The organism is Rhodococcus sp. OAS809, assembly GCF_040546695.1.
Lineage (GTDB): Bacteria > Actinomycetota > Actinomycetes > Mycobacteriales > Mycobacteriaceae > Rhodococcus_F > Rhodococcus_F qingshengii.
This window is the reverse complement of sequence record NZ_JBEPOI010000002.1, coordinates 1,015,999-1,040,114: the sequence shown is the minus strand read 5'-3', so window position 1 is coordinate 1,040,114 and position 24,116 is coordinate 1,015,999. Positions and strand designations below refer to the sequence as shown.

The 24,116-nt window shown below is 64.0% G+C and carries 25 protein-coding genes; 24 read left to right on the top strand and 1 reads right to left on the bottom strand.

Features of this window, described 5'->3' with window-relative positions; genetic code table 11:
* The 9 genes from ruvX to aroQ all read left to right on the top strand — a co-directional run bounded on the left by ruvX (position 1) and on the right by aroQ (position 7,680).
* On the top strand, positions 1-534 hold the full coding sequence (gene ruvX / locus ABIE52_RS07700) for a Holliday junction resolvase RuvX (RefSeq protein WP_003944838.1): 534 nt from the start codon (positions 1-3) through the stop codon (positions 532-534).
* Positions 531-1,841 (top strand): endolytic transglycosylase MltG, encoded by a 1,311-nt coding sequence (gene mltG / locus ABIE52_RS07695; RefSeq protein WP_042445689.1) that lies wholly within the window; start codon positions 531-533, stop codon positions 1,839-1,841. Before ruvX ends, mltG begins: the two co-directional genes overlap by 4 nt.
* Positions 1,831-2,670 carry a shikimate dehydrogenase gene (locus ABIE52_RS07690; protein ID WP_003944839.1) on the top strand — a complete coding sequence of 280 codons (840 nt, stop codon included), beginning with the start codon at positions 1,831-1,833 and terminating at the stop codon, positions 2,668-2,670. The genes mltG and ABIE52_RS07690 overlap by 11 nt, the downstream gene beginning before the upstream one ends.
* Positions 2,671-2,750: 80 nt before the next feature.
* Positions 2,751-3,374, top strand: a complete 624-nt coding sequence (locus ABIE52_RS07685; RefSeq protein WP_192712444.1) for a prepilin peptidase — start codon at positions 2,751-2,753, stop codon at positions 3,372-3,374.
* Between the two features lie 225 nt (positions 3,375-3,599).
* On the top strand, positions 3,600-4,298 hold the full coding sequence (locus tag ABIE52_RS07680; RefSeq protein WP_003944959.1) for a S1 family peptidase: 699 nt from the start codon (positions 3,600-3,602) through the stop codon (positions 4,296-4,298).
* 111 nt (positions 4,299-4,409) lie between these two features.
* Positions 4,410-5,597, top strand: coding sequence for a chorismate synthase (gene aroC, locus ABIE52_RS07675; RefSeq protein ID WP_063316721.1), 1,188 nt, complete (start codon positions 4,410-4,412; stop codon positions 5,595-5,597).
* Between the two features lie 13 nt (positions 5,598-5,610).
* The gene (locus ABIE52_RS07670; protein WP_030536425.1) at positions 5,611-6,120 is read left to right on the top strand and encodes a shikimate kinase; all 510 of its coding nucleotides are present in this window, start codon (positions 5,611-5,613) and stop codon (positions 6,118-6,120) included.
* Positions 6,121-6,145: 25 nt separating this feature from the next.
* The gene (aroB, locus tag ABIE52_RS07665) at positions 6,146-7,255 is read left to right on the top strand and encodes a 3-dehydroquinate synthase (protein ID WP_003944873.1); all 1,110 of its coding nucleotides are present in this window, start codon (positions 6,146-6,148) and stop codon (positions 7,253-7,255) included.
* Positions 7,252-7,680 (top strand): type II 3-dehydroquinate dehydratase, encoded by a 429-nt coding sequence (gene aroQ / locus ABIE52_RS07660; RefSeq protein WP_003944916.1) that lies wholly within the window; start codon positions 7,252-7,254, stop codon positions 7,678-7,680. The genes aroB and aroQ overlap by 4 nt, the downstream gene beginning before the upstream one ends.
* Positions 7,681-7,767: 87 nt before the next feature.
* Here the strand turns inward: aroQ and ABIE52_RS07655 are convergent, their stop codons facing one another.
* Positions 7,768-8,376: a B-4DMT family transporter gene (locus ABIE52_RS07655; protein ID WP_019748369.1), complete on the bottom strand. Its 609-nt coding sequence runs from the start codon at positions 8,374-8,376 to the stop codon at positions 7,768-7,770.
* A 111-nt stretch (positions 8,377-8,487) separates the two neighbouring features.
* Here ABIE52_RS07655 and ABIE52_RS07650 point away from each other — a divergent pair, with 111 nt between their 5' ends.
* From ABIE52_RS07650 to coaBC, 15 genes are all read left to right on the top strand, one after another.
* Complete coding sequence (locus ABIE52_RS07650; protein ID WP_003944812.1) at positions 8,488-9,582, top strand: M24 family metallopeptidase; 1,095 nt, start codon at positions 8,488-8,490, stop codon at positions 9,580-9,582.
* A gap of 34 nt (positions 9,583-9,616) precedes the next feature.
* On the top strand, positions 9,617-10,180 hold the full coding sequence (gene efp, locus ABIE52_RS07645; RefSeq protein ID WP_003944958.1) for an elongation factor P: 564 nt from the start codon (positions 9,617-9,619) through the stop codon (positions 10,178-10,180).
* The gene (gene nusB, locus ABIE52_RS07640; protein WP_007728014.1) at positions 10,181-10,678 is read left to right on the top strand and encodes a transcription antitermination factor NusB; all 498 of its coding nucleotides are present in this window, start codon (positions 10,181-10,183) and stop codon (positions 10,676-10,678) included.
* Positions 10,679-10,851: 173 nt separating this feature from the next.
* Entirely contained in the window at positions 10,852-11,493 is a 642-nt protein-coding gene (gene pyrR / locus ABIE52_RS07635; protein WP_003944977.1) for a bifunctional pyr operon transcriptional regulator/uracil phosphoribosyltransferase PyrR, read from the top strand.
* Positions 11,490-12,434, top strand: a complete 945-nt coding sequence (locus tag ABIE52_RS07630) for an aspartate carbamoyltransferase catalytic subunit (RefSeq protein ID WP_003944883.1) — start codon at positions 11,490-11,492, stop codon at positions 12,432-12,434. Before pyrR ends, ABIE52_RS07630 begins: the two co-directional genes overlap by 4 nt.
* A gap of 26 nt (positions 12,435-12,460) precedes the next feature.
* Positions 12,461-13,768: a dihydroorotase gene (locus ABIE52_RS07625; RefSeq protein ID WP_003944990.1), complete on the top strand. Its 1,308-nt coding sequence runs from the start codon at positions 12,461-12,463 to the stop codon at positions 13,766-13,768.
* A gap of 6 nt (positions 13,769-13,774) precedes the next feature.
* The gene (locus ABIE52_RS07620; RefSeq protein WP_003944773.1) at positions 13,775-14,341 is read left to right on the top strand and encodes a PH-like domain-containing protein; all 567 of its coding nucleotides are present in this window, start codon (positions 13,775-13,777) and stop codon (positions 14,339-14,341) included.
* On the top strand, positions 14,338-15,513 hold the full coding sequence (carA, locus tag ABIE52_RS07615) for a glutamine-hydrolyzing carbamoyl-phosphate synthase small subunit (RefSeq protein WP_192712443.1): 1,176 nt from the start codon (positions 14,338-14,340) through the stop codon (positions 15,511-15,513). Before ABIE52_RS07620 ends, carA begins: the two co-directional genes overlap by 4 nt.
* Positions 15,513-18,869: a carbamoyl-phosphate synthase large subunit gene (gene carB, locus ABIE52_RS07610; protein WP_003945010.1), complete on the top strand. Its 3,357-nt coding sequence runs from the start codon at positions 15,513-15,515 to the stop codon at positions 18,867-18,869. The genes carA and carB overlap by 1 nt, the downstream gene beginning before the upstream one ends.
* A complete protein-coding gene (gene pyrF, locus ABIE52_RS07605; protein WP_054828348.1) occupies positions 18,866-19,687 on the top strand; it encodes an orotidine-5'-phosphate decarboxylase in 822 nt (273 codons plus the stop codon). The genes carB and pyrF overlap by 4 nt, the downstream gene beginning before the upstream one ends.
* 57 nt (positions 19,688-19,744) lie before the next feature.
* Entirely contained in the window at positions 19,745-20,944 is a 1,200-nt protein-coding gene (locus ABIE52_RS07600) for a glycosyltransferase 87 family protein (protein WP_230359849.1), read from the top strand.
* A 369-nt stretch (positions 20,945-21,313) separates the two neighbouring features.
* Positions 21,314-21,634, top strand: a complete 321-nt coding sequence (gene mihF, locus ABIE52_RS07595) for an integration host factor, actinobacterial type (RefSeq protein ID WP_003944825.1) — start codon at positions 21,314-21,316, stop codon at positions 21,632-21,634.
* A 36-nt stretch (positions 21,635-21,670) separates the two neighbouring features.
* The gene (gene gmk, locus ABIE52_RS07590; RefSeq protein WP_003944801.1) at positions 21,671-22,270 is read left to right on the top strand and encodes a guanylate kinase; all 600 of its coding nucleotides are present in this window, start codon (positions 21,671-21,673) and stop codon (positions 22,268-22,270) included.
* A 98-nt stretch (positions 22,271-22,368) separates the two neighbouring features.
* Complete coding sequence (rpoZ, locus tag ABIE52_RS07585) at positions 22,369-22,668, top strand: DNA-directed RNA polymerase subunit omega (RefSeq protein WP_003944996.1); 300 nt, start codon at positions 22,369-22,371, stop codon at positions 22,666-22,668.
* Positions 22,665-23,963 (top strand): bifunctional phosphopantothenoylcysteine decarboxylase/phosphopantothenate--cysteine ligase CoaBC, encoded by a 1,299-nt coding sequence (gene coaBC, locus ABIE52_RS07580; RefSeq protein ID WP_003944888.1) that lies wholly within the window; start codon positions 22,665-22,667, stop codon positions 23,961-23,963. The genes rpoZ and coaBC overlap by 4 nt, the downstream gene beginning before the upstream one ends.
* Positions 23,964-24,116: the final 153 nt, after the last annotated feature.

The window sequence follows — 24,116 nt, the reverse complement described above, 5'->3', positions numbered from 1 at the left end:
GTGGTGGCTACGCAACAGGGTCCCGATCGCCCCGGCATCGACGACCCTGGTCGCGGGCGGCGCATCGCCATCGACGTGGGCAGTGTTCGCATCGGCGTCGCGTCCAGCGACCCCGACGGCATCCTCGCGACACCGGTGGAAACGGTTCCACGCTCGAAGGAGCGTGGGCCCGACGCGCCGGATATCCGGCGCATTATCGCCATCGTGTCCGAATACGAGGCGGTTGAGGTTATCGTCGGACTGCCACAGACGCTGCGCGGTGAGCAAGGTAAAGCCGCCGGTATCGCGACTGCATTCGCCAAACGACTGCAGCGGGCCGTCGAACCGATCCCGGTGAGACTGTCCGACGAACGACTGACGACCGTCACGGCTGCGCGCAATCTCCGCGAAAGTGGAGTCAAGGCACGCGGTCAGCGACCGATGATCGATCAGGCTGCGGCGGTGGAAATCCTGCAAGGCTGGCTGGACGAGCGGAGTAGAGCTGTGAAACCAGGGGAGTCGTCGAAGGACGCTGCACTGGAGGGCGATCTGTGAACGCGCGGTGGGATGAGGGCGGCGGAAGCCGGCCCACCAGTTCGTTCGACTTCGACAACGACGAGACCATGGTCATGCGTGCACTGCCGCAGAACATCGATCCGCCGCACATGTCGCGAGCCGAGGCACGCAAGCAACGCGAAGCGCGCAACAAGCGCGCCAAGCGTGGCAAGAAGGTCGGCGTTCTCGCCCTGCTGGTGTTGGTGATCGCAGTCCTCGGTGTCGGTGCATACGGCGCTCTCTGGTACATGGATCGCAACAAGACCGCGGAGGATTTTGCCGGCCCCGGCGGCGCACCCGTGGTCATCCAGATCAACAGTGGAGAAACTGCATCGGAGATCGGTGCGACGCTCGAGGCGAAGAACGTCGTCGCGAGTTCCGCTGCTTTCTACAACGCGGCGATCGCCAATCCGTCTGAGATCCAGAAGGTGCAACCCGGCTTCTACCAGGTGCCGGTGCAGAGTAGCGCCGCGAGCGCACTCGACACCTTGGTTGCCCCGGACTCCCGAGTCGGCAGTGTTGTCATCGCCGAAGGGCGTCAGCTGCACGACAGTTCGGACGCGCAGACCGGCTCGCTCAAGAAGGGCATCTACAACCTCATTTCCGAGGCGAGTTGTGTCGGCCCGGTTTCCGCTCAGAAATGTGTCTCGACAGACGAATTGAACACTGCGGGAGCATCTTCCGATCTGGCTTCGCTCGGCGTGCCCGAATGGGCGATGTCGTCGGTCAAGAGCGTGCCGGACAAGGACCGTCAGCTCGAAGGCCTGATCGCCGCCAGCAGTTGGGATTTCGATCCCACCGCGACGCCCACCGAGATCCTGCGGTCGTTGGTCGAGGGTAGCGCCGCCAAGTACGAGGCCACGGGAATTCTGACAGCCGGCAGCGGGGTCGGAATGTCTCCGTACCAGTTGTTGGTGGCAGCGTCGCTGGTCGAGCGTGAGGCGTTGCCCGCAGACATGGCCAAGGTCGCGCGGGTGATCGTCAACCGACTCGCAGTCGATCAGCCTCTGCAGTTCGACTCCACGGTCAACTACTCACTCGACACCACCGAGGTCGCAACCACGGATGCCGACCGTGAGCGCGTCACGCCGTGGAACACGTACGCAATGCCGGGTCTGCCTGCAACGCCCATCGCTTCGCCGAGCATCGACGCGCTGAAGGCCGTGGAATCGCCGGCGGCCGGTGACTGGTTGTACTTCGTCACAATCAACAAGGAAGGCCAGACGCTCTTCACCAAGAGCTACGAGGAGCATTTGGCCAACATCGAACTGGCACAGCAAAGTGGGATTCTCGACAGTGGACGGTAGTACCGCGACTTCGCTCGCGACGCCACGTAAGGCGGCAGTTCTCGGAAGCCCGATCGCTCACTCGAAGTCCCCGTTGCTGCATCTTGCGGCGTACGCGGCTTTGGGGCTGAGCGATTGGACCTACGAGCGGATCGAATGCACCGGCGAGCAGTTGCCTGCCCTCGTCGACTCACTCGGCCCCGAATGGATCGGCCTCTCGGTGACGATGCCGGGCAAGATCGCAGCACTCGAATATGCCACCGAACGCACACCGCGAGCGGTGACCATCGGCTCGGCCAACACCCTGGTTCGCATCGACGGCGGTTGGCGTGCCGACTGCACGGACGTCGACGGAGTCAGCGGTGCGTTGATCGCCGGCGGTGTCGGCGATCTCAGCGGCACTTCGGCGGTAGTTGTCGGCGCGGGCGGCACCGCGCGGCCGGCATTGGTCGCGTTGGCCGACATGGGAGTTCGGACAGTCACCGTGGTCGCGCGTGATCCGGGGCGCGCATCCGGTGCCATCGAATGCGGCGGCGCGGTCGGGTTGGACATTGATCTGGTCGCCTTCGACGACGCACGGCTAGGCGGGATCTGCGCCGAATCCTCGGTCTTGGTCAGTACCGTTCCCGCGGAAGCGGCAGCGCCCTTTGCCCAGCAATTGGGGAAGGCGCGATTTGTCCTCGACGCGATCTACAACCCCTGGCCGACGCCACTTGCTTCGGTTGTCGAGGCGGCCGATGGAACGGTGATCGGTGGCCTCGAGATGTTGCTCAATCAGGCCTTCGGGCAGGTAGAGCAGTTCACGGGCAAGCCCGCTCCGCGAGAGGCGATGGCAGCCGCTATCGCTTAGGTCTGTTCACAGTGTCGAGGTAGTCCACAAGACGATTCGTAGTCTGCCGCTGGCGAACGGCAGACGCCAAGCTCGAAACCATGTGGACGTTGATGGTCTTGGCAGGCTCGGGGGTAGTCGCTGGTTTCGGAGCTCGGGCGATCGTCGACAATTGGTTGCGGCGACACGGTTATCGACCAGTCGTGACTTTCTGTTGTGTGCCGCAGTGCGCCGTCGCAACAGGCTGGGTTGTCGTCGGTGCGCTGAATACCTCGGTGGTGCAGCTATTTTCCGGTCTCGCCGTGGTGTGGTGGTGCGTCGCGATCTCGACTGTCGACCTGGCTGTGCGTCGGCTGCCCAACAGTTTCACGCTGCCGGGCTACGCCGTCGTGATGGTCTACGCGACGGTGTCGGGAACGGTGTGGGTGGCGGTGGTGGGGTCGGTACTGCTCGCCGGAATCCACCTCCTGGCGCACGTGATGTCGCCTGGTTCCATGGGCGTCGGCGATGTGAAGCTCTCGCTTCCTCTGGGCGCCGTGACCGGATTGGTGGGAGCGGACGCCTGGCTGTGGTCGTTGGTGTCTGCGTCGGTGCTCACCGCAACGCTCGGCACCGCGCTGGAACTGCGAAGACGAGGGCTGGTAGCCCACAATTCGCCCATTGCGCACGGACCCTCGATGTGCCTGGCAGCCTGCGGTTCGATTGCGTTTGCCTGGCTGACGTGACGAGTGCAACATCCGCGAGAAGTCTGGCGTTATTGACCGTTCAACGACGGACGGTGAACTGCAGGAAAGACGTAACCGTCGGTTTCATAAATGCGGGTATTGCCAGCGCGCGGTCCCAGTATGCGGCGAGTCGGACTTGCCGAATGTCCACACCCTGACGTTCACTGAGGTTTCGGAAATGGGACAAAACGAATCTCGTTTCGCACTCGATTATCGGGGGAACCTATGCGCACAAGGCTTTTCGTCGCTGCGGCAGCCTGTTTGGCGGCTGTGGCTGCAGGAGCGGGCGTCGCCGGCGCCGCGCCTGCACCTTCATCGGTGGCACTGGGCGGGGGCTCAGGAATCCTGCTGCCGGACGTGGATCACTCCGATCCTGACCGAGTTGCAGCATGCACGTTGACCGCGGTCGGCTACGACAACGCGGGTTCTCTCGTGGCACTCACCGCCGGACACTGCGGAGTTGTCGGGGACCGGGTGTTCGCCGAGTACCTGCCCGAGGCCGGACCCATCGGTCGGTTCTCTTACTCGAGTCCGGTCTCGGACATCGCCGTGATCGATCTCGACGACGCCAAGGTAGCTCCGCTGCGTACCGTCGGCGGCACGACGATCAACGGAATCGGCGCCCCGCCGGCACCGGGCACGATCGTGTGCAAGGAAGGCCGTTCGACCGGCAACACGTGCGGTATCACCTGGGGTTACGACTCCGTCTACGGTGAGATCGTCGAGCACACGTGCTCGATTCCCGGTGATTCCGGTGGACCGCTCGTCGTCGGTGACCGCCTGGTGGGCTTGATCAGCAATGGCTTCCCGCCGTACTGCTTCGAGCCGCTTCCGCCGCCGTTCCACGCTCCCGACAACTCGGCGGACATCAACATCGGTTTGGCTGACATCAACGCAAACGGTGGAGGATTCCGCCTGTTCTAGACCCACAGGTACCTCTGAGATGGCCCACACGCCTCGTGCGTGTGGGCCATCTGTGTTCACCGGGAGGACCACTGTGACAACTGAGGTCTGCGACGTGGAAAGATGGTCGGCGTGCTGCGTTGGATAACTGCCGGAGAATCCCATGGTCCCGCCCTCGTCGCGATGCTCGAGGGCATGGTCGCGGGGGTCGAAGTGACCTCTGAGGCCATCTCGTCCGAACTTGCCCGTCGTCGACTCGGTTACGGCCGTGGCGCACGGATGAAGTTCGAGGCCGACAAGGTCACCATCATCGGCGGTGTCCGCCACGGATTTACGCTCGGTGGCCCCGTGGCCATCGAGATCGGCAACACCGAGTGGCCCAAGTGGGAAACCATCATGTCCGCCGACCCGGTCGACCCGGACCTGCTCGCCGATCAGGCTCGCAATGCCCCGTTGACGCGCCCGCGTCCCGGACACGCCGATTACAGCGGCATGCTCAAGTACGGCTTCAACGACGCGCGTCCCGTCCTCGAGCGCGCCAGCGCTCGCGAGACCGCAGCCCGCGTGGCCGCTGGAACCGTCGCACGGTCCTTCCTGCGTCAGGTATTCGGTGCCGAGGTCGTTTCACACGTTATTTCCATCGGTGCTTCCGAGCCGTACGTCGGCCCCGTGCCGGCGGGCAAGGATCTCGACGCGATCGATGCGAGCCCGGTCCGCGCATTCGACAAGGCTGCAGAAGAGTCGATGATCGCCGAAATCGAATCGGCGAAGAAGGACGGCGACACCCTCGGTGGCGTCGTGGAGGTCGTCATCCACGGCCTGCCGGTCGGACTCGGCACCTTCGTCAGCGGCGCCGAGCGTCTCGATTCACGACTTGCTGCTGCTCTCATGGGAATTCAGGCCATCAAGGGTGTCGAGGTCGGTGACGGCTTCGAGACCGCGCGACGTCGTGGCAGCGAAGCTCACGACGAAATCCGCCCGGGCCCGGACGGCATCGTGCGCTCCACGAACCGCGCAGGCGGAATCGAAGGTGGCATGACCAATGGTGAGGCTCTTCGAGTTCGCGCCGCGATGAAGCCGATCTCGACGGTTCCGCGCGCTCTGGCGACGGTCGACATGGAGAGCGGCGAGGAAGCGGTTGCCATCCACCAGCGCAGCGACGTGTGCGCGGTTCCGGCTGCCGGCGTCGTCGCCGAGTCGATGGTTGCGCTCGTCGTGGCTCAGGCCGCACTCGAAAAGTTCGGTGGTGATTCCATTGCTGAAACCACTGCCAACTACCGTCGTTACGCCGAGGGCATCGCAGCCCGACCGCCTCGATAGGACTCACGTATCGATGAAGCCGAAGGCTGTACTCATCGGTCCGCCCGGTGCCGGCAAATCGACCATCGGTCGACGTCTCGCGCAGGCACTCGAACTCGAATTGGTCGATACCGACGCCGAGATCGAACGGACCACGGGTAGGACGATCCCGGAGATCTTCACCCATGACGGAGAGCCTCGGTTTCGTGAGATCGAGGAATCGGTGGTTCGCGAAGCGTTGCAGGCCACCGACGGAATCGTCTCGCTCGGCGGTGGTGCGATCCTCTCCGATCGCACGCGCGAACTGCTCCAGGGGCACACGGTCATCTACCTCGAGATCAGTGTCGCCGAAGGGCTTCGCCGCACTGGGGCGAACAATCATCGCCCGCTGCTGGCCGGCGGAGATCCCAAGGTCAAGTACCAGGAGTTGATGAGGCGTCGTCGTCCGCTGTACCGGCGTTCGGCCACGATTCGGATTCGGACCGACGGCCGAAGTCCGGCGCGTGTCGTCGGGCAACTGGTGTCGAAACTTCAAGACAAATGAACAACCGGAGCGGAGTAGTGGAGCAGTGACCGAACCCGTACGTGTAGAGGTGAAGACCGCAAGTCCTTACCCGGTCGTGATCGGCCGCGGCCTGCTCGGTGATCTCGTTGCCGAGTTCGACGGCGCGCGCACTGTCGCGATCTTCCATCAGCCGCCGCTGGCAGAGACCGCGGAGGCCGTACGGGCTGCGTTGGCGGAGAAGGGAATCGACGCCCACCGTATCGAGATCCCCGATGCCGAGGACGGCAAGGATCTTGCTGTCGCGGGCTTCTGCTGGGACGTGCTCGGCCGGATCGGCCTGACTCGCAGCGACGCGATCATGAGTTTGGGCGGGGGAGCGGCGACCGACCTCACCGGCTTCGTCGCGGCTACGTGGATGCGCGGTGTCAAGGTAGTTCACGTCCCCACCACCTTGCTCGCGATGGTCGACGCAGCAGTGGGCGGCAAGACCGGTATCAACACCGAAGCGGGCAAGAACCTCGTCGGTTCGTTCCACGAACCGGGAGCGGTGTTCATCGATCTCGCGACGCTCGAGACTGTGCCGCACAACGAGATCGTTGCCGGCATGGCCGAGGTCATCAAGACCGGATTCATCGCCGACCCGGTGATCCTGGATCTCATCGAAGCCGATCCCAAGGCAGCTCTCGATCCGTCGGGAACTGTTCTGCCCGAGTTGATTCGGCGCTCCGTAGAGGTCAAGGCCAAGGTCGTGGCCGCGGATCTGCGCGAGTCGGATCTGCGCGAAATCCTCAACTACGGCCACACCCTCGGCCACGCGATCGAACGTCGTGAGCGCTACAAGTGGCGCCACGGTGCCGCTGTCTCCGTCGGCCTGGTCTTCGCTGCCGAACTCGGACGGCTCGCGGGCCGACTCGACGACGCCACCGCGGATCGTCACAAGTCGATCCTCGATCTCGTCGGGCTGCCGACGTCGTACGACGGTGATGCGTTCGGCGATCTGATGAAGGGAATGCAGACCGACAAGAAGAACCGTGCCGGGCTGCTGCGTTTCGTGGTCCTCGACGGACTGGCCAAGCCGGGTCGCCTCGAGGGGCCGGATCCGAGTCTGCTGGTTGCGGCGTACTCCGCGATTGCCCGCGATGCGCGGCCGGCCGGCGGAACGGTCCTGTTGTGAGGATCAACGTCGTCAACGGACCCAATCTGGGGCGTCTGGGTAAGCGTCAGCCCGAGGTCTACGGCGCGACCACACACGACGATCTGATCGAATTGTGCGTCGCGGCAGGCAAGGAGCTCGGCGTCGAGGTGATCGTCCGTCAGAGCGATCACGAAGGCGATCTGCTCGGTTGGATCCACGACGCGGCGGACGCGGGGGAACCGGTGATCCTCAATGCCGGTGGCTTGACGCACACGTCGGTGGTCCTGCGAGATGCATGCGCTGAACTGACCGCAGGTCTCGTCGAGGTACACATCTCGAACGTTCATGCGCGAGAAGAGTTTCGGCACCACTCCTACCTGAGTCCGATTGCGACCGGAGTGATCGTCGGACTCGGCGTCGCCGCGTATCCGCTGGCGATCAGGTTCCTCGCCGAGCGAGGCTGAACGAGGGAAGTCGAAAAAACAGCCACACGAATGCGGCCCCGAGGAAAATATCCTCGGGGCCGCATTCGGTTGTGTGGACGGTGGGCGTTACTGCTCGCGCTTGCCCAGATCGATCGCCGGGAAGACCGCGGTATCGGCGTCGGATTCCTCGACGGACATCGCGGCTCCGCTGTATGCGTGCTGCTCGGTGGGGGAGTCGTAGCCCTCGCTGACGGGCACCGGTTCGTGGTGACGCTCGTGGGACGGGGTCTGCGGAGCTGTTCCGTTCTTGCGCTGTTCACGGCTGACGAAGAAGCGTCCGACGGTGATGGCGATCATGGCGGGGACGAAGATGAGAAGGATCGTGAACGCCGCACCGGAGGTCACCTCGAAGAACAAGCCCTGCTGGGTGAGTTCGAGGGAGGGGACGAGGCTGAGTGCCCAGCTGGCAGCGCCGGCGACGAACCCGCCGACCAATGCGGCCTTGAGCCACAGCATGGTCAGATCGGCGCCGTCCTCGGGTTCGGGGAAGTTCCGGCGGTCACGAATGCCGTCGATACCACCCCAGATCGCGGCGAAGACGATGACGATCAACAGGGACAGCCAGCGCAGGGTGGACCCCTGAAGTGGCCACTGTGCGATCGCTGCACCGAGCAACGCACGAAACACAACATGTATCAGGGCCATGCCGAGGCCACGTACCAACCACGCATTCATGGGTACAGCCTAACTAGAACCCATTACACCTTGTGGCCTAACCCACACTTATTGCTGTAACCGCGAGTTTCGAGTTGATCGGCAGGTCTGCGCGGGCGGTAGGTTCGAGGGATGCCGGTCGACTTCAGAACACGCCGTGAATCCCTCAGACGCCTCCTCTCGGAGCGCGAACTCGACGCGATTCTCGTCACAGATCTCCTCAACATCAGATACCTCACCGGTTTCACCGGTTCCAATGCGGCGCTCGTCGTCAGTGCATCCGATTCAGCGTCCGACGAGCGTGAGACGGTGATCTGCACCGACGGCCGCTACGTGACGCAGGTGTCAGAGCAGGTGCCGGACCTTCGGGCCGAAATCGCCCGTTCGAGTGCTGCGCACTTGATCGAGAAGTCCACGGCGCCCGTTCTCGCGTTCGAGTCACATGTGGCGACGTTCGCCGAACATCGGGCTTGGACCGAAGCAGCGCCGAAGATCCGGTTCGAACCGGTGAGTGGACTCGTCGAACAATTGCGCATGGTCAAGGACGAGTACGAGGTGGAGTTGTTGCGAGCCGCGTGCACCGCAGCCGATGTCGCGTTGGCGCAGTTGATCGCTCGCGGCGGTCTGCGACCTGGCCGAACGGAACGAGAGGTCGGCCGCGAGCTGGAAAATCTGATGCTCGACAACGGGGCGGACGGTATTTCCTTCGAGACGATCGTGGCGGCCGGCGCCAACTCGGCGATTCCGCATCACCGACCGACCGACGCGATCCTGGCGTCGGGTGACTTCGTGAAACTCGACTTCGGCGCCCAGGTCGGTGGGTACCACTCGGACATGACACGGACCTACGTGCTCGAGTCCGTTTCCGATTGGCAACGGGAGATTTACGAGCTCGTCGCGCGTTCGCAAGCTGCCGGTTGCGACGCGCTCGCGCCGGGTGTCGAATGTGCGGCAGTCGACGCCGTCGCCCGTGCGGTGATCGACGATGCAGGCTACGGCGAGTTGTTCCTGCACGGCCTCGGCCACGGTGTGGGGCTCGAAATCCACGAAGCACCGGGGATCGGCAAGCTCGGCACCGGTACACTTCTTTCCGGCGCGGCGGTGACCGTCGAGCCGGGCGTGTACTTCTCCGGGCGCGGAGGTGTACGGATCGAGGACACGCTCGTTGTTCGTGAGCAGGGGCCAGAGCTGCTCACACTGACCGCAAAAGACCTTACCGTCGTCTGAGACGGTTTCCCGACCCCTAGGAGACGCGAAGCAAGTGGCTTCCACCAGTGATTTCAAGAATGGTCTGGTTCTGCAGATCGAAGGCCAGCTGTGGACGATCATCGAGTTCCAGCACGTCAAGCCCGGCAAGGGCCCTGCCTTCGTGCGCACCAAGCTCAAGAACGTGCTCTCGGGCAAGGTAGTGGACAAGACGTTCAACGCCGGTGTGAAGGTCGAGACCGCCACGGTCGACCGTCGTGACATGACGTACCTGTACCACGACGGCAGCGACTACATCTTCATGGACGGCGACACCTACGACCAGGTGTCGATCAGCGAATCCACCGTCGGCGACCAGTCGCGTTTCCTGCTCGAGAACATGGCAGTCCAGGTCGCGACCCACGAAGACGTTCCCCTCTTCGTCGAGCTTCCGGTCACCGTCGAGCTCGTCGTCAAGCACACCGATCCGGGCCTGCAGGGCGACCGCTCCACCGGCGGCACCAAGCCTGCGACCCTCGAGACCGGTGCCGAGATCAACGTCCCGCTCTTCATCAACACCGGTGACAAGCTCAAGGTCGATTCTCGTGACGGCAACTACCTCGGGCGTGTGAATTCCTGAGTGTCCGGCACACATAAGAAACTCGGTGCACGCCACAAGGCGCGCAAGCGTGCCGTCGACTTCCTCTTCGAAGCCGAGGCACGTGACCTCGATCCGGTCGCACTGGCGTCGGAGCGTTCCGATCTGTCCGTCAAGGACGACGCGGTAGCACCCGTCGCGGCCTACACCGTCACGTTGGTGTCCGGCGTTGCGGAGAATCTGGACCGGATCGATCAGGTCATCTCCTCGCATCTGCAGGACTGGACGCTCGAGCGTCTGCCCGCCGTCGACCGTGCGATTCTGCGTATCGCCGTGTGGGAGCTCTTCCACGCGACGGACGTTCCGCCGGTTGTCGCCGTGGACGAGGCCGTCGAACTCGCGAAGCAGCTCTCGACGGACGACTCTCCGGGATTCGTCAACGGAATCCTCGGCCAGGTCGTTCTCGTTGCGCCGCAGGTTCGATCGGCTGCGGCCGCGACCTCCCAGCGCGCGCAGGAATCGGATTCGGGTACCGAGTAGCAAGTTTTGTTCCACCACCGCCGTGCGAGTGTCACCGAGCGCGTTGTGTGTCTGCACACAACCGGTCGGAGTCGCTGCTCGCACGGCGGGATCAGGTCTGTCGGCTGATAGGGTGGGGACCGTCAGACATCCTTTAACGATCCGTCCAGTGAGGCGGAGAAGGAGGTCGCTGCATGAGCGTGCCCGAAGGGTCTCGCCCATCCGATCTTGCAGGTCCAGGTAACTCGAAGGCGCCGGTCGGTGCCGAGGCAGGTAGCGAAACCCGCGAATTGTTGTCCGCCCAGGATGTGGGCCGGACCATCGCGCGGATCGCTCACGAGATCATCGAGAAGACCGCACTCGACGGACCCGAGGGAACTGCCCCTCGTGTGGTCCTGATCGGTATCCCGACGCGTGGAACCACCCTCGCCACGCGACTGCGCGCCAAGATCGAAGAATTCTCCGGTGTGCGTCTTCCCATCGGATCTCTCGACATCACCCTCTACCGCGACGATCTCCGGAACAAGCCGCACCGCCCGCTCGAGCGCACGTCCGTCCCCGAGGGTGGCGTCGACAATGCGCTGGTCGTTCTCGTGGACGACGTCCTCTTCTCCGGTCGCACCGTGCGCTCGGCACTCGACGCGTTGCGCGATCTGGGCCGCCCCCGCGCGGTCCAACTCGCAGTGCTCGTGGATCGTGGTCACCGCGAACTCCCGCTGCGCGCCGACTACGTCGGCAAGAACGTCCCGACCGCGAGGTCCGAGGACGTCAAGGTTCTCCTCCAGGAGCACGACGGCAGGGAAGCGGTAGTCATCTCCGGGGGTAAGAGCGCGTGAAGCACCTACTTTCCATCGCGGACCTCGATCGTGAGTCCGCGGTAGAACTTCTCGACGAGGCAGAACGGTTCGAGCAGGCACTTCTGGGACGAGAGGTACGCAAGCTCCCGACGCTGCGCGGACGCACGGTCATGACGGTGTTCTTCGAGAACTCGACGCGCACCCGGGTGTCTTTCGAGGTGGCAGGCAAATGGATGAGTGCCGACGTCATCAATGTCAGCGCATCCAGTTCCTCGGTGTCCAAAGGTGAATCCCTGCGCGATACCGCGATGACCCTGCGCGCGGCCGGTGCCGACGCACTCATCGTGCGCCACCCGGCTTCGGGCGCCGCCCACCAGATCGCAAAGTGGACCGGAGCGGCCGACGACGGTGGCCCGGCAGTCATCAACGCAGGTGACGGCACGCACGAGCACCCCACTCAGGCGCTTCTCGACGCTTTGACCCTTCGCCAGCGTCTCGGCGACATCGAGGGCAAGCGGATCGCCATCGTCGGCGACATCCTGCACAGCCGTGTCGCCCGCTCCAACGCACTGCTGCTCTCGATGCTCGGTGCCGAGGTTGTTCTTGTTGCGCCGCCGACACTGCTGCCGGTCGGTGCGCACACGTGGCCGGTCACGGTTTCGCATTCGCTCGACGCGGAACTGCCCGGACTCGACGCGGTGCTGATGCTGCGGGTTCAGGCCGAACGCATGAACGGTGGCTTCTTCCCGTCGCAGCGCGAGTACTCGATCAACTACGGCCTGTCCGAGAAGCGGCTGGCGATGCTGGCCGATCACGCGGTGGTCCTGCACCCCGGCCCGATGCTGCGCGGCATGGAGATTGCATCCGCCGTTGCCGATTCCTCCAAAACTGCTGTACTGCAACAGGTTACCAACGGCGTACACATGCGCATGGCTGTCTTGTTCCGACTGCTGGTCGGGTCGGAGGACGGTGCGCTGTGACCAGAAACGAGAACGGAGAATCACCCGTGAGTGTCCTGCTCCGCGGAGTCCTGATCTACGGAGAAGGTGAGCCCACCGACGTACTCGTCGGCGACGGCACGATCCTCGAGATCGGCGTGGACCTCGATCCGGCCACGGCATCCGAGGTGATCGATGCCGGCGGGCAGATCCTGCTTCCCGGCTTCGTGGACCTGCACACACATCTGCGTGAGCCCGGCCGCGAAGACACCGAGACCATCGAAACCGGAAGCTCGGCAGCGGCTCTGGGTGGATACACCGCGGTCTTCGCGATGGCCAACACGAGTCCCGTCGCCGATTCGGTGGTCATCACCGATCACGTCTGGCGACGCGGGCAGGAAGTCGGCCTCGTCGACGTCCACCCCGTCGGCGCAGTCACAGCGGGCCTGGAAGGCAAGCAACTCGCCGAGATGGCGACCATGGCCGCAGGCGTCGGCAAGGTCAAGATGTTCTCCGACGACGGCCACTGCGTCTACGACCCACTGATCATGCGTCGCGCGCTCGAATACTCCAGCTCACTGGGCGTCCTGATCGCCCAGCACGCGGAAGAGCCGCGTTTGACCGTCGGTGCGGTCGCCCACGAGGGCCCCACGGCCGCGCGTCTCGGCCTGGCCGGGTGGCCGCGAGCAGCCGAAGAATCGATCGTGGCCCGCGACGCACTGCTCGCGCGTGACGCCGGCGCCCGCGTTCACATCTGCCACGCCTCCACCGCCGGAACCGTCGAACTCGTGAAGTGGGCTCGCAGCCAAGGGATTTCGATCACCGCCGAGGTCACCCCGCATCACCTGCTCCTCGACGATTCACGGCTCGAGACGTACGACGCGATCAACAAGGTCAACCCGCCCTTGCGTGAGGCCAGTGATGTTGCCGCGCTGCGCAAGGGTCTGGCCGAGGGAATCATCGACTGCGTCGCGACCGACCATGCTCCGCACGCCGAGCAGGACAAGTGCTGCGAGTTCGCAGCCGCTCGCCCTGGAATGCTCGGCCTCGAGACCGCACTCTCGATCATCGTGCAGACGATGGTCCAGCCCGGCTTGTTGGACTGGCGCGGTGTTGCCCGGGTCATGAGCGAGCGCCCCGCGGCAATCGTCGGCCTCGACGATCAGGGCCGTCCCATCGAGGTGGGGGAGCCCGCGAACCTGACATTGGTCGATCCGTCGGCCGAGTGGACGGTCCACGGTCCCGACCTGGCGAGTGTCGCGCATAACACTCCGTACGAGTCGATGACATTGCCCGCTCGGGTCACGACCACACTGTTACGTGGCCGCATCACCGCACACGACGGGAATGTGCGGCTGCGGAGTAGCGAGGAGTAGCGCGTCATGGACAGAGCACTGTGGATCATCGGTCTGGCGATCTTCTGGGTCGCGATGATCGGCCTGATGTACGTCGGCTGGCGTGGACGCGCTCGACGCCAGAAAGACAAGATCGGCGAACTGCCGACGGTACCGGCAACCCTGGGTGAACTGCTCGTCCTGCCGACCACCGGCCTGTACGTCGGCAGCACCATCGCACCCAGTTGGCAGGACCGAATCGCCGTCGGCGACCTCGGTTTCCGCGCCACCTGCGAGATCAGCCGCTACAGCGGCGGAATTCTGGTCGAGCGTGACGGCGCGTCGGCCATCTGGATTCCGGAGAAGTCGATCCGCGCGATCCGCACGGAGAACGGTCTTGCCGGCAAGGTCATGAGCAAGGACGGCGTCCTGGTGATTCGCTGGGAATTGCCGAGCGGAACCGAGATCGACACGGGCGTGCGCGGTGACGACAAGACGGTTTATCCGGACTGGGTCAAGCCGGTGACTGCTTCGAACAAGACCGCTTCGAACAAGACGAATGACAACGAAGACGCAAGCTCTGGCGACATCGAGCAGAACGGAAAGAACGCATGAGCGGCTTTGACAACAGCCCCGCAGTACTGGTCCTCGAAGACGGACGGGTGTTCCGCGGAACCACCTTCGGTGCGGTTGGACAGACCCTGGGCGAAGCGGTGTTCAGCACCGGAATGACCGGCTACCAGGAAACGCTCACCGATCCCAGCTACCACCGCCAGATCGTCGTCTCCACCGCACCGCAGATCGGCAACACCGGCTGGAACGACGAAGACGACGAGTCGGTCGGACCGACCGGCGAGCGTGCCGGCGCCAAGATCTGGGTTGCCGGGTACGTCGTTCGTGACCCCTCACGCGTCACCTCGAGCTGGCGTGCAACCGGTTCGCTGCTGGCCAAGCTCGAAGAGCAGGGCATCGTCGGAATCGCCGGGATCGACACTCGTGCCCTGGTTCGCCACCTGCGTACTCGCGGTTCGATGAAGGCCGGAATTTTTTCCGGTGAAGCCATTTCCGCCGATGACGAACTGGTCCGACGGGTTCAGGATCAGCCGACCATGCTCGGCGCCGATCTTGCCGGTGAGGTCAGCACCACCAGCGGCTACGTCGTCGAGCCGAAGGGCGGGGAGGCGCTGTACACGGTTGCCGCCATCGACCTCGGTATCAAGACCAACACCCCGCGCATGTTCGCCGAGCGCGGTATCCGCGTCCACGTGTTGCCGTCCAACGCGAGTCTCGAACAGATCCTCGACCTGAAGGCCGACGGAGTGTTCCTCTCCAACGGTCCCGGTGACCCGGCCACCGCCGACGGCGCAGTCCACCTCACGAAAGAGGTCATCGGACAGGGCTTGCCGCTGTTCGGTATCTGCTTCGGCAACCAGATCCTGGGCCGCGCCCTGGGCCTGAGCACCTACAAGATGAAGTTCGGCCACCGCGGAATCAACATCCCGGTGATCGAGCATCAGACCGGTCGCATCGCGATCACCGCTCAGAACCACGGCTTCGCGCTCGAAGGCGAAGCCGGTCAGGAATTCGACACCCCGTTCGGCCGCGCGGTGGTCAGCCACACCTGCGCCAACGACGGAGCCGTCGAAGGTGTTCGCCTGCTGGACGATTCGGCCTTCTCGGTGCAGTACCACCCCGAGGCAGCAGCCGGCCCGCACGACGCCGCGTACCTCTTCGACCGCTTCACCAGCCTGCTCTCCGCACGGAAAGAAACCGGAGTCAAGAACTAATGCCACGCCGTACAGATCTCAAGCACATCCTGGTAATCGGCTCCGGTCCGATCGTCATCGGTCAGGCCTGCGAGTTCGACTACTCGGGCACCCAGGCCTGCCGCGTCCTCCAGGAGGAGGGCCTGCGCGTCAGCCTGGTCAACTCCAACCCGGCCACCATCATGACGGACCCCGAGTTCGCCGACGCCACGTACGTCGAGCCGATCACGGCCGAGTTCCTCGAGAAGGTCATCGCCAAGGAAGCCTTGCAGGGCAACAAGATCGACGCCGTCCTCGCGACGCTCGGCGGTCAGACTGCGCTCAACGCCGCAGTGGCGCTGCACGAGCAGGGCATCCTCGAGAAGTACGACGTCGAACTGATCGGCGCCGACTTCGATGCCATCCAGCGCGGCGAGGATCGCCAGAAGTTCAAGGACATCGTCGCCAAGGTCGGTGGCGAATCCGCGAAGTCCGCAGTTTGCTACACGATGGACGAAGTACACGCCACGGTCGCCGAACTCGGTTACCCGGTTGTCGTGCGTCCGTCCTTCACCATGGGCGGCCTCGGTTCCGGCATGGCGTACGACGTCGACGATCTCAACCGCATCGCCGGTGGCGGTCTGGCCGCGTCGCCGACGGCGAACGTCCTGATCGAGGAATCCATCCTCGGCTGGAAGGAATACGAACTCGAGCTCATGCGCGACAGTCGCGACAACGTCGTGATCGTCTGCTCCATCGAGAACGTCGACCCGGTCGGTGTCCACACCGGAGACTCGGTCACCGTCGCCCCGGCGATGACGCTGACCGACCGCGAGTACCAGGCGATGCGCGACCTTTCCATCGACATTCTGCGTGAGGTGGGCGTCGACACCGGCGGCTGCAACATCCAGTTCGCGATGGACCCGAAGGACGGCCGCCTGGTCGTCATCGAGATGAACCCGCGTGTCTCCCGCTCGTCGGCTCTGGCGTCGAAGGCGACCGGTTACCCGATCGCGAAGATGGCGGCCAAGCTTGCCATCGGCTACACGCTCGACGAGATCGTCAACGACATCACCAAGGAAACCCCGGCTTGCTTCGAGCCGACGCTCGACTACGTCGTCGTCAAGGCTCCGCGGTTCGCTTTCGAGAAGTTCCCCGGTGCCGACGGAACTCTGACCACCACGATGAAGTCGGTGGGCGAGGCCATGAGCATCGGCCGCAACTTCACCGAGGCTTTCGGCAAGGTCATGCGTTCGCTCGAGACCAAGCGTGCGGGTTACTGGACCGGCGCCGACATCGAGACGGAGAGCCTGGATGCACTGCTCGCCGATCTGAGCGTTCCGCAGGACGGCCGCATGTACGGCATCGAGAAGGCATTCGCGCTCGGCGCAACTGTCGAGCAGCTCTTCGACGCCACCAAGATCGATCCGTGGTTCCTCGACCAGTTCCAGCAGATTCACGAGCTCGGTGAAAAGCTGCGCGCTGCAGAGTCTTTCGACGAGGCTTCCCTGCGTCAGGCCAAGTACCACGGCATCTCGGACCGCCAGATCGCGGCTCTGCGCCCCGAACTCGGTGGTGACACGCACGCAGGTGAGGACGCCGTTCGCGCTCTGCGTGATCAGCTGGGCGTGCGCCCTGTCTACAAGACCGTCGACACCTGCGCCGCAGAGTTCGAGGCCAAGACGCCGTACCACTACTCGACCTACGAGCTCGATCCCGAGGCCGAGTCCGAAGTTGCTCCGCAGACCGAGCGACCCAAGGTTCTGATCCTCGGATCCGGCCCCAACCGCATCGGTCAGGGTATCGAGTTCGACTACTCGTGTGTCCACGCGGCGCAGACGCTGTCCGAGGCCGGGTACGAGACCGTCATGGTCAACTGCAACCCCGAGACCGTCTCCACGGACTACGACACCGCTGATCGCCTGTACTTCGAGCCGCTGACGTTCGAGGACGTCTTCGAGGTCTACCGCGCGGAGGCGCAGTCGGGCACCGTTGCCGGCGTCATCGTCCAGCTCGGCGGCCAGACCCCGCTCGGACTGGCGAAGCGTCTCGAAGCTGCCGGCGTCCCCATCGTGGGAACCAGCCCCGCAGCCATCGACCTGGCGGAGGACCGCGGCGAATTCGGCCGCGTACTGACCGAAGCCGGTCTGCCCGCACCGAAGTTCGGTACCGCCACCACGTTCGACGGCGCCCGCGAGATCGCGGCAGGTATCGGCTACCCGGTGCTGGTGCGTCCGTCGTACGTGCTCGGTGGTCGCGGCATGGAGATCGTCTACGACGAGGCTTCCCTCGCCGACTACATCTCGCGCGCCACGGAGATCTCCGACGATCGTCCGGTCCTGGTCGACCGCTTCCTCGAAGACGCGGTCGAGATCGACGTCGACGCTCTGTGTGACGGCACCGAGGTGTACCTCGGCGGCGTCATGGAGCACATCGAGGAAGCCGGCATTCACTCCGGTGACTCGGCGTGTGCGCTCCCGCCCATCACTCTGGGCCGGGCGGATCTCGAGAACGTCCGCCGCTCCACCGAGGCTCTCGCGAAGGGCATCGGCGTCAAGGGCCTGCTCAACGTCCAGTACGCCCTCAAGGACGACATCCTCTACGTGCTGGAAGCAAATCCCCGCGCCAGCCGCACGGTTCCGTTCGTGTCGAAGGCGACGGCCGTCCAGCTGGCCAAGGCATGCGCCCGCGTCATGCTCGGCGAATCCATCGCGGAACTGCGTGCGAGCGGCATTCTGCCGGCGAAGGGCGACGGCGGAAACACCCCGGCCGGTGCACCGATCGCGGTCAAGGAAGCTGTGTTGCCGTTCAACCGCTTCCGCCGCGCCGACGGTACCGGCGTGGATACCTTGCTCAGCCCGGAAATGAAGTCCACCGGTGAAGTCATGGGAATCGACTTCGACTTCGGTACGGCTTTTGCCAAGTCGCAGACTGCCGCCTACGGTTCGTTGCCCACCACGGGCGCGGTGTTCGTCTCGGTCGCCAACAAGGACAAGCGTTCGCTGATCTTCCCGGTCAAGCGCCTGGCAGACCTCGGATTCACCATTCTTGCCACCGAAGGAACCGCAGATGTTTTGCGGCGCAACGGTATCGAGTGCAAGCAGGTGTACAAGCAGTCGGGTGAAGATGTTCCGGCCGGTGCCGAGACCATCGTCGACCAGATCCGCAGCGGCGAGGTCGCCATGGTCATCAACACGCCGTACGGCAACAACGGCCCGCGTGTCGACGGCTACGAGATCCGAAGCGCAGCGGTTGCGTCGAACATCCCGTGCATCACGACGGTGCAGGGCGCCTCGGCTGCCGTGCAGGGCATCGAAGCAGCCATTCGCGGCGACATCGGAGTTCACTCCCTGCAGGAATTGCACGCAGGTCTTCGTCAGCCGGCACAGCAGTCGTGAGTCACAGTTGGGGGCAGCGTCTCCGGTCCGCGATCGCGGACCGGGGGCGGCTGTGCGTCGGTATCGACCCGCATCCCGCGCTTCTCGACGCGTGGGGACTGCCGCGTACGGCCGAAGGTCTCGAGACTTTCGCCGAGATCTGCGTCGAGGCGTTCACCGGTGAGGTCGGACTGGTCAAACCGCAGGTCGCGTTCTTCGAGGCTTACGGCAGCGCCGGCTTCGCCGTATTGGAGCGGACCATCTCGGTTCTTCGTGATGCGGGAACGCTGGTCGTCGCGGATGCCAAGCGCGGTGACATCGGTTCGACGATGGACGCGTACGCGCAAGCCTGGTTGGGTGATTCGCCGTTGGCCTCCGACTCGGTCACCGTTTCGCCGTACCTGGGATTCGGGGCGCTGACTCCGACACTCGAACTGGCACGGCAGAACGCACGCGGGATCTTCGTCCTGGCACGAACCTCCAATCCGGAAGGCGGCGTACTTCAACAGTCGTCGGCTGACGGTGTGAGCGTGGCTCAGTCGATCGTCGACGCTGCGGTCGATGCGAACGTCGACGGCCGTGACACCGTCGGACTGGTGGTCGGTGCAACTCGGGACCACGGTCTGGACCTGTCGCAGTTCAACGGCCCGATTCTCGCTCCGGGACTCGGCGCGCAGGGTGCGACGGCAGCGGATCTCGCAGACATCTTCGCGGGATCGACCGAGCTCCTGCTGCCGAACACTTCCCGCGGGGTGCTCAAGCATGGTCCTTCGGTATCGGCACTTCGGGAGGCAGCAATGCGTGACCGAGACGAGATCGAAGCCGCATTGGCGAACTGATCCGTGAGTGACCTCGAGGCTCGTTCGAGCGGTGGAACCCGGTGGTACCGTCCGTCGGTGAATCGTTGGTGGCAGATCGGACTTCTCGTCGCGGCGTGCGCGCTGCTGGCCACCGGGTTCCAATCCGTCACCGGCGTACACGGCGACGATCTTGCCGTGTACCGGACAGCGGGTCAGGCCGTCCTCGACGGCTCGAACCTGTACGACGAGTCGTTCAACGCGAGATTGCCGTTCACGTATCCGCCCTTCGCTGCGCTCGTCGCCGTTCCCGTCGCATTGGGTTCCTGGGGTGCGGTCCAGTGGGGATGGAGTTTCGTCAGCCTCCTGATGCTGGCCGCGATCATCGTGCTCAGCTATCGCGAAGTCCCGTTCACACGTAAGCGGCCAGTCGTCGTCTACGTGGGTTTCCTGGTCCTCTGGACGGCGGCATCGCCGATCTCCGATCACCTCGGGTACGGCCAGGTCGGGTTGTTTCTGACTCTCCTGTGCTTGATCGACGTGCTGGCTCGACCACGGTGGATTCCCGAGGGCGTGCTGGTGGGGATCGCCGGCGCGGTCAAACTGGTGCCACTCGTCTACATCGGTTACTACGTGATCACCGGGCGCTGGAAAGCAGTTGCGGGCGGCCTCGCCGGCTTCCTCGGCGCCACGGCTCTGGGCTTTGCGGTTCTCCAGCGCCAGACGATCGACTACTTCGGCGACATCGCCTCACTCTCGGGGCGCGTCGCCGTCGGCGACCCGTCCGTGTTCGGTAACCAGTCCGTGCGTGGAATGGCCTTGCGGCTACTTCCCGAGGGCCTGGTGGGTCCGGCCTGGCTCGTCGCCTGTGCGGTGTTGGGTGTCCTCGGAATTGTCGCGACGCGGCGCGCTCAGCGCCTGCGGGGCGATCTCGCCGGTTTCACGGTGGTGGCTCTGCTGGCGGCAATCGTGACTCCCATTGCCTGGACGCACCACTTCGTGTGGTTGGTGCCGGCGGTGGGTGTACTCCTCGTTCCGATCAAGTCGGGCGTGGGGGAGGGCACTCGATCGGTCCCTGTGTGGTCCTGGATCGCGATCGGTCTCACCGCTGTCGTAGTGCTGTTTCGGCTTCCTCGAGTCGGCGCGGACATGGATATCCCGGTAGTCGGCTTCGTGCTGGAGAATTCATTGCTCTGGGCGAGCCTCGCGGTAGTGCTCGCTCTGGCCGCCCCCGGCGTGAGTCGAATCGAACCCGAGACGGTCGACGCCGGCGATCCGAAATCGTCGCTGCAGACCTGAAAACGGGCCGCGACACGCGCATAGGCGTCGAAAATGCTCGAAAATTTTGGATGTGTCGGCGACCACGTTCATTCCCGCAGGTAACGATTTCGCACACTCGCACGGGGGTGTCGCACGCTATGGGTCGAAATACATTGTGTTACAGTCTATTTCGGTACTGTACGCACGTTCGTGTGGCGTCGAATTCGTCTCGATCCAGCCGAAAACGGTGACGATCCGTGACATCGATTCGACGCGCATAACCCACCGCGATCTGCATCGGACCGCGGGGGGTGGGTTAGCAATTCGCGCCAGGCGTGAGTACGGTCGCTATCGCTGCTGGTTATCAGCGGAATAGACAAAATTTGCACACGACGAGACGGAGGAACCGTGGCCCTTCCCCAGTTGACTGATGAGCAGCGCGCTGCTGCTTTGGAGAAGGCAGCTGCTGCCCGCAAGGCCAGGGCTGAGCTCAAGGAGCGCCTGAAGCGTGGCGGCACCGACCTCAAGCAGGTCCTCAAGGACGCCGAAGACAACGAAATCTTGGGCAAGATGAAGGTTTCGGCACTGCTCGAGGCGCTGCCCAAGGTGGGCAAGGTCAAGGCTCAGGAGATCATGACCGAGCTGGAGATTGCACCGACCCGTCGCCTTCGTGGCCTCGGTGATCGGCAGCGCAAGGCTCTGCTCACCAAGTTCGACTTCGAGGCCTGAGCCGACAAGTGATGATTGCTGACGCGGCAGTGTCTGATGATTGCTGACGCAACAGTGTCAGAGAGCAAGACCGCAGTGCGGAGGGGTCGGCTGGTTGTACTGGCCGGCCCTTCGGCTGTCGGTAAGTCCAGCGTCGTTCGCGAGCTGAGAACTCGGTTGCCTGAACTCGTTTTCAGTGTTTCGGCGACCACTCGCGATCCCCGTCCAGGTGAAGTGGACGGCAAGGACTACCGATTCACCTCCCGTGAAGAATTTCAACGGATGATCGACTCCGGTGAACTTCTCGAATGGGCGGAAATCCACGGCGGCCTGCAGCGCTCCGGCACCCCCGCAGCTCCGGTCGAAGAAGCGCTCGAAGCTGGAAAGCCCGTTCTCGTCGAGGTCGATCTCGCCGGAGCACGAGCTGTCCGCAAGGCGATGCCCGAGGCTCTGTTGGTGTTCATGGCTCCACCGAGCTGGGACGTTCTGGTGCAACGGCTGACCGGACGTGGAACCGAAACGGAAGACGTCGTGGCGCGCCGACTCGAGACGGCCCGAGTGGAATTGGCCGCACAGGACGAGTTCGACACGGTCATCGTGAACGAGGATGTAAGCCGTGCTTGCGATGAGTTGGTATCCTTGTTGGTTGGGAACTGATTCCGCACCCTTCGGGAACCGATTTCCACCCCGTTTCTCAGATATCCGGATCGATAAAACTAGTTCTTCAATGAAGATCTAATTCAGGAGACACAAGAGTGAGCAGCACTTCAGCCGCGTCCGCAGCAGGTCAGGGCGCTCTGCCTGCCTACGACACCCCGCTCGGCATCACCAACCCGCCGATCGACGAGTTGCTCGAACGCACCTCTTCCAAGTACGCCCTGGTCATCTACTCGGCCAAGCGCGCGCGCCAGATCAACGACTACTACAACCAGCTCGGTGACGGCATCCTCGAATACGTCGGACCTCTGGTCGAGCCCGGTCTGCAGGAAAAGCCGCTGTCCATCGCGTTGCGTGAAATCCACGCTGATCTCCTCGAGCACACCGAAGGCGAGTGAGCACCACATCTGCCGCACCCGAACCTCGTTCGGGTGTCGGGGGAGTGTCCGACGCGCCCACATCGATACGTAAGCGCATTGTCGTCGGTGTCGGTGGGGGTATCGCCGCCTACAAGGCGTGCTCGATCATCCGCAGCTTCACCGAGAGCGGTCATCACGTCCGCGTGATTCCGACTGAATCCGCTCTGGAGTTCGTCGGGCGCGCGACGTTCGAAGCACTCTCCGGCAACCCGGTTCACACCGGCGTCTTCAACGACGTCCCGCAGGTTCCGCATGTCCGTCTCGGACAGGAAGCCGATCTGGTCGTCATCGCGCCGGCAACCGCTGATCTGATGGCGCGAGCGGTCATGGGTCGCGCAGACGACCTGTTGACGGCCACTTTGTTGACCGCGCGCTGTCCGGTCGTCTTCGCCCCAGCAATGCACACCGAGATGTGGGAGCACCCCGCAACGGTCTCGAACGTGGCGACACTGCGTTCGCGCGGCGTCCACGTGATCGAACCTGCCTCCGGGCGTTTGACAGGGAAAGACACCGGAGCCGGTCGACTTCCCGAACCCGACGAGATCGTCGGGTTGGCATCGTTGCTCCTCGAGCGCTCGGACGCGTTGCCGCGCGACCTGGAGGGTCGCCGCATTCTGGTCACCGCCGGCGGTACTCGCGAGCCGCTCGATCCCGTGCGCTTTCTCGGTAATCGCAGCTCGGGCAAACAGGGCTACGCGCTCGCCCGTCTTGCCGCGCAACGCGGCGCGCACGTGACACTGATCGCCGGGTACACGGCTGATCTCGCCGACCCCGCCGCTGTCGACGTCGTGCACATCAAGACGGCCGAAGATCTCCGGTTGGCAGTGGAAAAGCACGCACCGGGACACGACGGAGTCGTCATGGCTGCGGCTGTCGCGGACTTCCGCCCCACCACCGTCGAAGGCAGCAAGATCAAGAAGGGCGCAAACGAACCCGACTCGATCAGCCTCACCAGAAATGCCGACATCCTCGCCGGTCTCGTCGAAGCGCGTCGTGACGGCGACTTGGATGCTCGAACGGTGATCGTCGGATTCGCCGCTGAGACCGGTGACGCCCATGGTGACGTTCTCACCTATGCCCGCTCCAAGCTTGCCCGCAAAGGTTGCGATCTCCTCGTGGTCAATGCGGTCGGCGAGGGCAAGGCGTTCGAGGTCGATCACAACGACGGTTGGTTGCTCGGTTCCGACGGCTCGGAGTCCGCTCTCGAACACGGATCCAAGGCTTTGATGGCCAGTCGAGTACTCGACGCCCTGGTCAAGCTCTTTCCCGAGTAGCGACACGCGCCCGGTGGTGAGAGTTACCCCACGATAATCGGGTGAGTACAAGGGTGTTGCGCAGGCGGTCCAACCGTTATCGTCGGCTCAGCCCCCAGCTAACAAAGCATGACAAAACGGTCACCGAACGGTGATTCGGATACTTCAATAAGC